This window comes from Mesorhizobium sp. CA4, assembly GCF_020165075.1.
GTDB lineage: Bacteria > Pseudomonadota > Alphaproteobacteria > Rhizobiales > Rhizobiaceae > Mesorhizobium.
Genome location: NZ_JAIUHK010000012.1, coordinates 46,198 through 57,980 on the forward strand (window position 1 = coordinate 46,198; position 11,783 = coordinate 57,980).

An 11,783-nucleotide genomic window follows, 5' to 3' on the forward strand; every position below is an offset into this window, starting at 1 on the left:
TATCAAATCCGGTTTTACAGTGTTTCGATGAAGCCATGATGCCGGATTGAAAAACAAACGGGAAACGAGTAGTTCTTTTCTGATTATCAAGTTTTATTTGGAGATCGCATGTCCAAGCTGCTGCCGGGAACGCGGGCGCTGAGGACGTTCGAGGCTGCTGCCAGGCATCTCAACTTCACCCGCGCCGCGGACGAGCTCGGCCTGACGCCGGCGGCGGTCAGCCACCAGATCAAGGAAATAGAGGATCAGCTCGACCTGGTGCTGTTCACGCGCACCAGCCGCACCATCCGGCTGACGGAGGCAGGCAATGTGCTGCTGGAGGCCTCGGTCGACGCGCTCGACCTGCTGAACCGCGCCGTCAGCCGCGCCCGCAAGATGACCCGCGGCACGGCGCTGCTGAAGGTGACGCTCGACGCGCAGTTCGCGACGAAATGGCTGATGCGCCGCGTCGACGACTTCCGCAAGCAAAAGCCGGGCATCGAGCTGCGCTTCGACATTACCTACGATGTCCGGGATTTCGACCTTGACGATGTCGATGTCGGCATCCGCTTCGGCGCCGGCAAATATCCGGGGCTCTGCGCGCATCGGCTGTTCGAGAACATCATCATCCCGGTGTGCAGCCCGGCGCTGCTGGCGTCAGGTCCGCCGCTGAAGGAGCCGCGCGACCTTTTCAACCACACGCTCGCGCATATCGAATGGTCGCGGCAAGGCGTGACCTGGCCGAATTGGAGCATGTGGATGCACGCGGCCGGCGTCGACGACTTCGACGACAGCCGCACGCTTGTCTTCGGGTCCTCGACCGATGCCACCCAGGCGGCGCTCGACGGCAACGCGGTGGCGCTCGCCGACTTTGCCATGGTGGCCAACGATCTCTCGCAAGGGCGCCTGGTGCGGCCCTTCGAGCTCGGCATCAAGGTTGCGCCGGAATTCGCCTATTTCCTGGTCTACCCCGAGGCGGCGAAGGACGACGCGCGCGTCGTCGCCTTCCGCGAATGGCTGCTGGACGAGGTGGCGAAAACGCCGACCTGAATCAGTCTAGCCCGCTGGCGCCGCGGGCGCGCCGAACCAGCCGACGATGGCGCCGATGATCAGCATCACCCCCAGCCAGTGGCCGGCATCGATCAGGGTGAGGGCCCAGCCGAAGCCTTCATAGCGGTGGTTGACGGTGAGCGTGGTGGCGATGAAGCCCAGCCAAAGCACGAAGCCGAACAGCAATCCCGCGATCGGGTTCGGCTCGCCGCCGGTTATGGCGCCCACCACCAGCGTCAGCACGAGCGCCATGATCAGCTCGGCGATGAAGCTGACGATGAACGGAACGGCCGAGCGCTTCATGGTTGCCGGGTCGAGCTTGGCCGCCTTCAGCCAGGGCTTGCTCAGGCTCATGTACCAGGCGGCGCCGAACAACCATGCGACGACGGCGGCGACAATCACCGCCAGCCAGTTCACGACCGAAAAATCCATGTTTCCCCTCCAGATCGAAATGCGATGGAACGCTTGTTCGCACGTCGCGTCAAGCAAAGCGCCAGACCGTCGTGCGCTTGACCTCGGCATCCTCCAGCACGCGCGTCACCGGAACCTGGTAGACGGCAAGCGATTCGAGCCCGGTCCTTGGGAGGTAGGCGCGGCCGGGATCGCCGACGAGGATCTCGGCGCCGCGCGCCTTCAGAGAGGCGAACCAGGGCAGCAGCCGGTCGGCGAACGCCTTGTCGTAGAAGACGTCACCGGCGAGCACGACGTCCCAGCCGTCGTCGGTGCCGACGCAATCCGTGCCGCGGAATTGCGCTTCAACGCCGTTGGCTTCGAGGTTGATGGCGATTGCCGTTTCGCAGAACGGGTCGACGTCGGCGGCGATCACCTGCTTCGCGCCGGCTTTCATCGCGGCGATTGCGACAAGGCCGGATCCGGAGGCGAAATCCAGCACGCGCCTGCCGCGTATCGTCTCCGGGTGGTCGAGCAGATAGCGGGCGAGGCCCTGGCCGCCGGCCCAGGCAAAGGCCCAGAAAGGCGGCGGCAGGCCGATCTCGGCCAATTCCTCCTCGGTGCGCAGCCACAGGTCATGCGCCTCGTCGGCGAGGTGCAGAAGCACTTCCGGCACATGCGGCGGCGCCATCAGCGCCGTATTGTCGAGGATGAACTTTTTCGCGCTTTTCGGCGTGAGCTTCGTCACGGCGCCGGATTGAGCTCGGCCATGCGGCAGACCTCTTTCCATTCGGCCGGCGTCACCGGCTGCACGGAAAGCCGGCCAAGCCGGACCAGCGCCATATCGGCGAGCTTGGGGTTGGCCTTGACCTGTTCCAGCGTCACCGGCTTCGGCACGTCCTTATAGGCGCGGATGTCGACGCATTCCCAGCGCGGATCGTCGGTCGTGGTGTCGGGATGCGCCAGCGCGCAGACCTCGGCGATGCCGACGATGTCGAGGCCCTCATTGGAATGGTAGAAGAAGCCGAGATCGCCGATCTGCATCGCCTTCATATTGTTGCGGGCGGCGTAGTTGCGCACGCCGTCCCATTGCGTGCCGGCCTGGCCTTTGGCCTTCAGCGCCTCGAAGGAAAAGACCGAGGGTTCGGACTTGAACAGCCAGTAGTTCATATCGTTTGTCCCATCGCTTCGTCGCGCCGCCACGCACGGCGTTCCGTCTATGCTTACTCTCTCGCCGTCGCTGCGGCGAGAGCAGCCAATCATGCGCCGGCGGGCTTCTGGAAGACCCAGTTCCACGGACGGATCTGAACGCTTTCGAACAGGCCGGCCTTGGCGTAGGGATCGGCGGCGGCCAGGGCTTGGGCAGCAGCCATGTCCGGCGCCTCGATCATCACCAGGCTGCCGTCGGGCTTGCCGTCGGCGTCAAGGAAGGGACCCGCAAAGGCAAGCTTGCCTTCGGCGATCAGGCCTTCCAGGAATGCCGCATGCGCCGGCCGCGTATCGACGCGCAGCTGTAGGCTGCCGGGCTTGTCCTTGCAAATCAACGCAAACAGCATTTTCAGCTCCGATGGTTCAGATGTCGGTTTCGGTCTTAAGCGGGCGTGTCATCAGCGCGGTCACGGCCTGGCCGATGGTCACCTTGCCGTCTAGAATGGCGGCGACGGCCGAGATGATCGGCGCCTCGATGCCGCGCTCGGCGGCGATACGGGCGGCGATGCCAGCCGTCGGCACGCCTTCGGCCAGCGGCAGGCCGGCAAGCGGCTTCCCCTGGCCGAGCGCTAGGCCGTACGCGAAGTTGCGCGATTGGGCGGAAGAGCAGGTGAGCAGCAGGTCGCCGAGGCCCGAAAGCCCCATCAGCGTCTCTGGCTTCGCACCGAAGGCGGCACCGATGCGGCGCAATTCGACAAAGCCGCGTGTCACCATGGCGGCCTGGGCGCTGGCCCCCAATCCGGCGCCGGTGACGGCGCCGGCGGCGATGGCAAAGACGTTCTTCAGCGCGCCGCCGATCTCGACGCCGATCAGGTCGTCGCTCGAATAGCAGCGCAGGTTCTCCGCCGAGAAGCGCGCGGCAAGCTCGGCCGCCAATTCCGCATCGCGGGCGGCAACCACCACGGCGGTCGGCAAGCCGCGCGCGACATCGCTGGCGAAGCTTGGGCCGGAAAGTGCCGCGACCGGATTGCCCGGCAGGCTTTCCTCGACGATCGCCGAGAGAAGCGCGCCGGTGTCGCGCTCGATGCCCTTGGCGCAGAGCACCAGCGGCATGCCTGCAGGAACGTGGTTGCGGGCAGCGGCCAGAACGGCGCGCAGCGACTGCGCCGGCGTGACGGTAAGCACGCAGTCGGCGCCGTCGAGCGCCGCGGCAATATCGCTGGTGGCCGCGATGCCTGGCGCGATCGTGATGCCGGGCAGGTAGCGCGGGTTCTCGCCGCGGCCGATGGCGGCGACGGTCTCAGTGTCGCGCGCATAGAGACGGGCATCATGGCCGGCGCGCAACATGGCCAGCGCCAGCGCCGTACCCCAGGCGCCACCGCCCAGCACCGCAACGCGCCAGCCGCTGGTGCTTTTCTTGGTCATGCCTTGGCACCACGCCGGCCCGAGCCGACCAGGGGTGCGGATACACGGTCGAGCGGCCAGCGCGAGCGCGGCACGAAATCGGCGCTGTTTTCGTCGGCAATGCCGGCGCGCAGCCGCTCGATGCCGGCCCAGGCGATCATCGCCGCATTGTCGGTGCAGAGTTTCTGCGGCGGCGCGACGAATGCGAAGCCAACCTCGGAACACAGCGCTTCGAGCGTCGCCTTGATCGTGCGGTTGGCGGCGACGCCGCCGGCAACAACCAGCGCCGGCTTGGACTGGTCCGGGAATTCCTGGCGGAAGCGGGCAAGGGCGCGGCCGACACGATCGCCCAGCGCGTCCGCCACCGCCGCCTGGAAAGAGGCGCAGATGTCGGCGACGTCCTGGTCGCTCAGCGGCGCAATCGCCGTCGCGGCCTGGCGCACCGCCGTCTTCAGGCCCGAGAAGGAGAAGTCGGGCTGCGCCGAGCCCTTCATCGGGCGTGGGAAGGCAAAGCGGCTTGCATCGCCGCTAGCGGCCGCCTTCTCGACATTCGGGCCGCCGGGATAGGGCAGGCCAAGCATCTTGGCGGTCTTGTCGAAGGCTTCGCCCAGCGCGTCGTCGATGGTCGTCGCCCAGCGCTGGTAGTCGCCGACGCCGCGCACCGCGACGATCTGGGTGTGGCCGCCGGAGACGAGCAGAAGCAGATAAGGAAAATCGAGACCGTCGGTCAGCCGCGCGGTCAGCGCGTGGCCTTCGAGGTGGTTGATGGCGATCAACGGCTTGTTGGCGGCGGCTGCGATTGCCTTGGCGGTCATCAGGCCGACGATCAATCCGCCGACCAGGCCGGGACCGGCGGTCGCGGCGATGGCGTCGACCTCGTCGAGCGAGACCGCCGAATCGGCGAGCGCCGCCTCGACGATGCCGTCTAGCGCCTCAACATGGGCGCGCGCGGCAATCTCGGGCACGACGCCGCCGAAGGCCGCATGCTCCTCGATCTGGCTGAGCACCACGTTGGACAGGATTTCGGGCGCGGCGCCGCCGTCCAGCGCCACCACGCTGGCCGCCGTCTCGTCGCAGCTCGTCTCAATGCCCAGAACGCGGATCAATTGGTCGCTGTCCTCGAAGATTGTACAACCGGCCTTTCCCCGATAGGAGGTCTGCCGATATTCAGGTGATGCCGGCCTGCGAGTGGCGGCTTTCTGCGCTTCCGGTGCTCACGTACTTTAAGTACGCTCCGCTCCGGTTCTCGAAAGCTAACCCTTTCGGCTCGGCCTGACCTGCATCTCGACAAACCTCGGCCAAGGACGGGGGTTATCACGGACCGCGCGCCATGCAAACTTTGAAAATCGGAACACGCGGCAGCCCGCTGGCATTGGCCCAGGCGCATGAGACGCGGGCGCGGCTGATGCAGGCGCATGGCCTGCCCGAGCAGGCGTTCGAGGTGGTGCCGATCTCGACCAGCGGCGACCGCATCCAGGACCGGCCGCTGTCGGAAGCCGGCGGCAAGGGCCTGTTCACCAAGGAGATCGAGGAGGCGCTGCTCGACGGCCGCATCGACATCGCCGTGCATTCGTCGAAGGACATGCCGACGGTACTGCCCAATGGTTTGGAGCTTGTCACTTTCCTGCCGCGCGAGGATGCGCGCGACGGCTTCATCGGCAGGAAGGTGAAGCGGATCGCCGACCTGCCGCTTGGCGCCACAGTCGGGTCGTCGTCGCTGCGGCGCCAGGCGCTGATCCGCCGCATGCGGCCGGACCTCGACGTGGTGATGTTCCGCGGCAATGTGCAGACCAGGCTGCGCAAGCTGGAGGAAGGCGTCGCCGAAGGCACCATCCTCGCTTATGCCGGGCTGAAGAGGCTCGGGCTCGAACATGTCGTCACCGACCTGATGCCGCTGGAAGTTTTTCCGCCGGCGCCGGGACAAGGCGCGATCGGCATCGAAACGCGCATCGACGATCGCGACGTCGAGAGAATGCTGGCGGCCATCCATGATGTGCCGACCGGCCAGGCGCTCACCTGCGAGCGCGCCTTCCTCGCCGCGCTCGACGGCTCCTGCCGCACGCCGATCGCCGGCCATGCGACGGTGTCGGGCGAGAAACTGTCCTTTGACGGGCTGATCATCTCGCCCGACGGCACGGAATCGCACGAGGTCCGGCTGGAAGGCGAGGCGGCGGACGCGGCGGAGATCGGCCTGGACGCGGCGCGGACGGTTCGCGCCAGGGCCGGCGCGACATTCTTCGACGGCTGGGCCTGACATGGTCCGCGTCCTGGTGACGAGGCCGGAGCCGGGCGCGTCGCGCACGGCACGACGCCTCGAAGCCCTGGGATTTCAGCCTGTCCTGCTGCCGCTGACCGAGACTAGCGCATTGCCTGTCGAGGCGACCATCGGCACCGATGCCATTGCGATCGCCGTCACCAGCGCCAATGCGGTCCGGCATGCGCCGAAAACTCTGGTCGCGACGCTTGCAAGCCTGCCTTGCCACGCGGTCGGCAAAAGGACGGCCGAAGCCTGCCGCGCGGCGGGATTTTTTGCCGTCACCGAGGGTCCGGGCGATGCCGAGGCGCTGGCAGACGCCATCGCCGGCGGCCTTGCCGGCAAGGCAATCGTCTATCTGTGCGGCCGCGTCCGCTTCCCGGTGTTCGAGCAGCGGCTGGCGACGGCGGGCGTGCATGTCCAGGCGATCGAAACCTACGACACGACAGGTGTCGACTATGGCGATGCCGATTTGGTCGCCCGCCTGTCGGGCCAGCCGATCGACGCCGCGCTGGTCTATTCGGCCAAGGCCAGCCTGGCGCTGGCCAGCCTGATTGCGCGGCCGGCCTTGCGCCATCTCTTTGAAAAAACGGAATTCCTGGCGCTTTCGGCGCGTGTCGCCGAGCCGCTGGACGGGGTTGCCGGTAGCAGGGTCCGCACTGCATCCAAACCCGAGGAAGAGGCGCTGCTGGCGCTTTTGTCGCTGCCCGGCTGAGCCGCGTCATCACACCGCCCCTTTTCACCGCTTGGTGATGTGCTAGAGCATCCTGACGCTCTGGACCCCTTTGATCCATCCTCAAGCCATTTTGCGGAGCCCAAGCATGGTCAAGACGCCGAAGATGCGACATTCGAAGACCCGGCGCGAGCCGGTGACCATCGAACTCGAGCCCGGCGCCGTCTCGCGAATCACCGACGAGGATGCCGCCAAGGCCGAAGCCAAGACAGCGCAAACCGACGAGGCGAAGGCGGAAGAGGCGTCCGCCGCTTCGCAGCCGGAGGCGCCGGAAGAGCTGATCCATGCCGAGCAGGCCGATATCGAGCCTTGGGAGCACAGCGGCGTCGCCCAGGCAGCGGCCGATAAGCCCGATGTCGGCAAGGACGAGCCGGAGGCGCCATATCCCGGCGGTTCCGACGCGAGCCAGCCCAAGGGCTTCGATTATAATTTCGAGGACGCATCCGCGCCGGGCGCCGGCGCCTCGGCATCGAAGCCAAGCGAGACACGAAGCGAGACACGGGACGAGGATCGCGTGCAGCAGCCCCCACGCAGAACCGGCGTCAACGCCATCGCTGCGGGCGTCGTCGGCGGCGTGATCGCGCTTGCCGGCGCCGGCCTACTGCAAGCGGTCGGCTTGGTCGGCTCGTCGGGATCGGGCGGCGGGTCGCTCGATAGCGTCAACGGCGAGATCGCTTCGCTGAAAAGCGAAATCGCGGCGTTGAAGGCAAGCGGCGGCACCGGGGCGTCGGCCAAGGTCGATGGCCTGTCCTCGGCGCTCGACCAGATCAAGGCCGATGTGGCGGCGCTGAAATCCTCGGCCGGCCAGGGCGGCGACGGCGCCGCGCTCAAGGCGCTCGGCGACAAGGTCGGCCAGATCGAGACAACCGTCGCCGAACTGCAGAAGAAGGGCAATGCGGCGCCCGTCGATCTCGGCCCGCTCAACGAGAAGATCGCCGGGCTCGATGCGCTGGTGAAATCGACCGGCGAGGCGGCCAAGGCCGAGGAGGGTCGGGTCGCTGCGCTGGAGCAATCGGTGTCGCAGCTTTCCGGCAAGGTCGAGGCGCAGGCCTCGCAACCCAAGATCGCGCTGGCGATCGCCGCCTCGGCGCTGAAGTCGGCGCTCGATCGCGGCGCGCCCTTCGCGACCGAACTCGACACGTTCGCGGCGATCGCGCCTAATGCGCCCGAGCTTGCGGCGCTGCGCTCCTATGCCGAAAAGGGCGTGCCGACCCGCGCCACCATCGCGGCGGAGGCCGATGCCGCCGCCAACGCCATGATCGAGGCGGCAAAGCCGGTCGACCAGAATGCCGGCTTCTTCCAGAGCCTGGTGTCGAGCGCTGAATCGCTGGTCAAGGTGCGGCCGGTTGGCGCCGTCGAAGGCAAGGGGGTGCCGGAAACCGTGGCTCGCATGGAAGTGGCGGTCAACCAGGGCGACTACGCCAAGGCGCTCAGCGAATATGACACGCTGCCGGACGCGGCAAAGGCAGCCGGCGCCGACTTTGCCGGCAAACTGAAGGCGCGGCTCGAGGTCGAAAAGCAGCTCGAAGCGCTGATTGCCGGCGCGACGAAGGCTTAAGGAGACAAGATGATCCGCCTCCTCGTCTTCCTCGCCGTCGTCTTCGCGCTCGGGCTTGGCTTTGCATGGCTGGCCGACCGTCCGGGCGAGATGATCGTCACCTTCAACGGCTACCAGTACCAAGTCACGCTGATGGTGGCGGCGGTGGCGATCGTCGCCGTGGTTGCCGCGGTGATGATCGGCTGGTGGCTGATCAAGTCGCTGTGGAACAGCCCCTACACGATCTCGCGCTATTTCCGTGTGCGCCGCCGCGACCGCGGCTATCAGGCGCTGTCGACCGGCATGATCGCGGCCGGCGCCGGCGACGGCGCGCTGGCGCGCAAGAAGACCAAAGAGGCCGCCAAGCTGATCAGCTCCGACCGGGAGCCGCTGATCAACCTGCTCGACGCGCAGGCCTCGCTGCTCGAAGGCGACCATGAAGGCGCGCGCGAGAAATTCGAGCGCATGCTCGACGATCCCGAGATGCGGCTGCTTGGCCTGCGCGGGCTTTATCTGGAGGCCGAGCGCCTCGGCGACCGCAATGCCGCGCGCCACTATGCCGGCCGCGCCGCAGCGGTGGCGCCGCAGCTTGCCTGGGCGGCGGAATCGACGCTGGAGGAACTCACCGAACGCGGTGACTGGGATGGCGCGCTGAAGCTGGTCGAGGCGCAGAAATCGACCAGGCAGATCGAACGCGACGTCGCCAATCGCCGCCGTGCCGTGCTGCTCACCGCCAAGGCGCAGGCGCTGGTCGACAGCGACCCGAACGCGGCCCGTACCGCGGCGCTCGAAGCCAACAAGCTGGCGCCGGATTTCGCGCCGGCCGCGGTGATCGCCGCCGATCTGGTTATCCGGCAAAACGACGTGCGCAAGGGCTCCAAGATATTGGAGACCGCCTGGAAGGCCGAGCCGCATCCCGACATCGCCGAGCTCTATACCCATGCCAGGCCGGGAGACGCCGTGCTCGACCGCCTCAACCGGGCGAAGAAGCTGCAGGAATTGAAGAAGAACCATGCCGAGTCGGCGATGGCTGTGGCGCGCGCGGCGCTCGACGCGCAGGATTTCGCCACCGCGCGGCGCGAGGCGGAGGCCGCGATCCGCATGGATCGCCGCGAGGGCGCCTATCTTCTGCTCGCCGATATCGAGGAGGCCGAGACCGGCGACCAGGGCAAGGTGCGGCAGCTGCTGTCCAAGGCGGTGCGCGCGCCGCGCGATCCGGCCTGGGTGGCGGACGGTGTCATCTCCGAGCGCTGGGCGCCGGTGTCGCCGGTCACCGGCAAGCTCGACGCCTTCACATGGCGTGCGCCGATGGAGCGGCTCGGCCAGCTGATCGACAGCGACGCGGATGTCGGCGTACCGGCGATCACCGCTGCGCCTCCTGTCCAGCCTGTCGCCGAGAAGGCAATCGACATCGTCGCCGATGCTCCGGCCGAGAAGCCGGCGCCGGTGCCGTCAAACGGCGGCGAGAAGGACGCGGCCGTTGCGGAAGCCGACAGTGAGGCTGAAATCGGCGAGCCCGGTTCGGAGCTGCCGCCTCTGCCGGATGACCCTGGCGTCACGCCGGAAGAAGAAGCGGAAAAATCGCAGCGCCGCTTTCGTTTGTTCTGAGGCTGTGTTCTGGGACCGAGTCTGGTGGGCAGGGAAAAAACATCGATGTTCGAGCGCGTATTGTCCTTCCTGAGGGATCTGCCGGCTGGGCGCGAGGCCAAGCCGAGCGCCGACGATCCGCGCGTCGCGGCTTCCGCGCTGCTCTATCATGTGATGAACGCCGACGGCGTGCGCCAGGACGTCGAATGGGAACGGTTCAAGCAGATCCTGGCCGAGACCTATTCGGTGCACGGCGAGGAGCTCGATGCGCTGGCGGCGGCCGGCGAGCGCGCCGACAACGAGGCGATCGATCTCTACGCCTTTACCAGCGTGCTCAAGCGCCACCTCGACGCCGAGGCGCGCAAGGCCTTCATCGGCCTGATGTGGGAAATCGTCTATGCCGATGGCGAGCTTGACGAGCTCGAGGACAACACCGTCTGGCGGGTCGCCGAGCTGATCGGCGTCGAGCGTCGTGATCGCATCGAGGCCCGCCGCAAGGCGGCGGCCGAGGTGCCCGGCGCGCGGGGCGAATCGAGCGACGAATAGCAGGATCCTTCGCCTTCCATGCCACCCAGACCGAGGCCGAGACCAAAAATCCTGATCGTGCTGCATCAGGAGACTTCGAGTCCCGGCCGCGTCGGCCATATGCTCCTGGAAGAAGGTTTCGACCTCGATATCCGCCGGCCGCCATTGGGTGACGAATTGCCGTGCACGCTGGACGATCATGCCGGCGCGGTTATCTTCGGCGGCCCGATGAGCGCCAATGACGAGGACGAGTTCGTCCGCCGCGAGACGGACTGGCTGCAAATCCCGCTCAAGGAGAACCGGCCGTTCCTCGGCATCTGCCTCGGGGCGCAGATGCTCGCCAACCATCTCGGCGGCAAGGTCGAGGGCCATGGCGAGGGCCTGGTCGAGATCGGCTGGTATCCGCTGAAGGCCACCGAAGCCGGCAAAAAGCTGCTGCACTGGCCGGAGATGGTCTACCAGTTCCACCGCGAAGGCTTTTCGCTGCCGAAGGAAGCGACGCTGCTGGCGACGGCGGAAACCTACCCCAACCAGGCGTTTCGTTACGGCGAGAATGCCTGGGGCATCCAGTTCCATGGCGAGCTGACAAGGGTGATGATGCAGCGCTGGGTCGTGCGCGGCGCGCATCGCTTCGAGCTGCCCGGCGCGCAGCCCGGGCGCGACCATCTCGGCGGCCGGCTGATCTGGGACATGCACCTCAAGCGCTGGCTGGGCGAGTTTCTGGGGTTGATTTTCGGCAAGCCGGCTGTGGGGTAGGGCGAAGGCCGATTGCCCGAGACGGAGCTTAAGCCAAAGACGACTTCGCAGTCGGCGCTGTGCACTGGCAGTCTCGCCGGTATCGACGAGCGGCGAATCTGTGCTAAGGCGCCGCCCGATCAATCAAAGGAAGACACCTGTGAGCGAACTGACCTTGGCCGAGGCGACCGAAAATATCTATGCCTCACTCCGAGCCGACAATGCCGACCTCGATGCGCATATCGCGGCACTCAAGGCGGCGCTGGCACGAGAGGGGAAGAAGCAGGCGGTGTTCGATCCGGCCAGGCTGGTGCAGAACAACCGCGCCGGCCGCAAGTTGATGCAGGCCTATTTTCGCCAGCGTGGCGTGAGCGTGAGCTTTTCGGAGTAAATCTGCTCGCGACGCTGCCTCGCCGGTCGACGGCGCAGCGTGATTTGTC

At 66.8% G+C, this 11,783-nt stretch carries 14 protein-coding genes; 8 read left to right on the top strand and 6 right to left on the bottom strand.

Features of this window, described 5'->3' with window-relative positions; all coding sequences use genetic code 11:
* The first annotated feature begins 108 nt into the window (after positions 1-108).
* Positions 109-1,029, top strand: a complete 921-nt coding sequence (gene gcvA / locus LB528_RS12325) for a transcriptional regulator GcvA (protein WP_224715077.1) — start codon at positions 109-111, stop codon at positions 1,027-1,029.
* Positions 1,030-1,035: 6 nt separating this feature from the next.
* On the opposite strand, the gene LB528_RS12330 is transcribed toward gcvA, so the two are convergent.
* The 6 genes from LB528_RS12330 to tsaD form a co-directional block, all read right to left on the bottom strand.
* Positions 1,036-1,461: a DUF1761 domain-containing protein gene (locus tag LB528_RS12330; protein WP_224715078.1), complete on the bottom strand. Its 426-nt coding sequence runs from the start codon at positions 1,459-1,461 to the stop codon at positions 1,036-1,038.
* Positions 1,462-1,510: 49 nt separating this feature from the next.
* Positions 1,511-2,209: a class I SAM-dependent methyltransferase gene (locus tag LB528_RS12335; RefSeq protein ID WP_224518436.1), complete on the bottom strand. Its 699-nt coding sequence runs from the start codon at positions 2,207-2,209 to the stop codon at positions 1,511-1,513.
* Entirely contained in the window at positions 2,164-2,589 is a 426-nt protein-coding gene (locus LB528_RS12340) for an EVE domain-containing protein (protein WP_224715079.1), read from the bottom strand. The genes LB528_RS12335 and LB528_RS12340 overlap by 46 nt, the downstream gene beginning before the upstream one ends.
* Positions 2,590-2,678: 89 nt before the next feature.
* Complete coding sequence (locus LB528_RS12345) at positions 2,679-2,975, bottom strand: YciI-like protein (RefSeq protein WP_040996441.1); 297 nt, start codon at positions 2,973-2,975, stop codon at positions 2,679-2,681.
* A 16-nt stretch (positions 2,976-2,991) separates the two neighbouring features.
* Positions 2,992-3,993: an NAD(P)H-dependent glycerol-3-phosphate dehydrogenase gene (locus LB528_RS12350; RefSeq protein WP_224715080.1), complete on the bottom strand. Its 1,002-nt coding sequence runs from the start codon at positions 3,991-3,993 to the stop codon at positions 2,992-2,994.
* Positions 3,990-5,075, bottom strand: a complete 1,086-nt coding sequence (gene tsaD, locus LB528_RS12355; RefSeq protein ID WP_224715160.1) for a tRNA (adenosine(37)-N6)-threonylcarbamoyltransferase complex transferase subunit TsaD — start codon at positions 5,073-5,075, stop codon at positions 3,990-3,992. The genes LB528_RS12350 and tsaD overlap by 4 nt, the downstream gene beginning before the upstream one ends.
* Positions 5,076-5,302: 227 nt before the next feature.
* Between tsaD and hemC the strand changes: the two genes are divergently transcribed.
* From hemC to LB528_RS12390, 7 genes are all read left to right on the top strand, one after another.
* Complete coding sequence (gene hemC, locus LB528_RS12360; RefSeq protein WP_224715081.1) at positions 5,303-6,226, top strand: hydroxymethylbilane synthase; 924 nt, start codon at positions 5,303-5,305, stop codon at positions 6,224-6,226.
* A 1-nt stretch (position 6,227) separates the two neighbouring features.
* Positions 6,228-6,941 carry a uroporphyrinogen-III synthase gene (locus LB528_RS12365; RefSeq protein ID WP_224715082.1) on the top strand — a complete coding sequence of 238 codons (714 nt, stop codon included), beginning with the start codon at positions 6,228-6,230 and terminating at the stop codon, positions 6,939-6,941.
* Positions 6,942-7,047: 106 nt separating this feature from the next.
* Positions 7,048-8,517, top strand: a complete 1,470-nt coding sequence (locus tag LB528_RS12370) for a COG4223 family protein (RefSeq protein WP_224715083.1) — start codon at positions 7,048-7,050, stop codon at positions 8,515-8,517.
* Between the two features lie 9 nt (positions 8,518-8,526).
* On the top strand, positions 8,527-10,104 hold the full coding sequence (locus LB528_RS12375) for a heme biosynthesis protein HemY (protein WP_224715084.1): 1,578 nt from the start codon (positions 8,527-8,529) through the stop codon (positions 10,102-10,104).
* A 45-nt stretch (positions 10,105-10,149) separates the two neighbouring features.
* A complete protein-coding gene (locus LB528_RS12380) occupies positions 10,150-10,629 on the top strand; it encodes a TerB family tellurite resistance protein (protein WP_224715085.1) in 480 nt (159 codons plus the stop codon).
* Between the two features lie 18 nt (positions 10,630-10,647).
* Positions 10,648-11,364, top strand: a complete 717-nt coding sequence (locus LB528_RS12385) for a glutamine amidotransferase (protein ID WP_224715086.1) — start codon at positions 10,648-10,650, stop codon at positions 11,362-11,364.
* Between the two features lie 139 nt (positions 11,365-11,503).
* Entirely contained in the window at positions 11,504-11,734 is a 231-nt protein-coding gene (locus LB528_RS12390) for a hypothetical protein (protein WP_095769619.1), read from the top strand.
* Positions 11,735-11,783 lie beyond the last annotated feature (49 nt).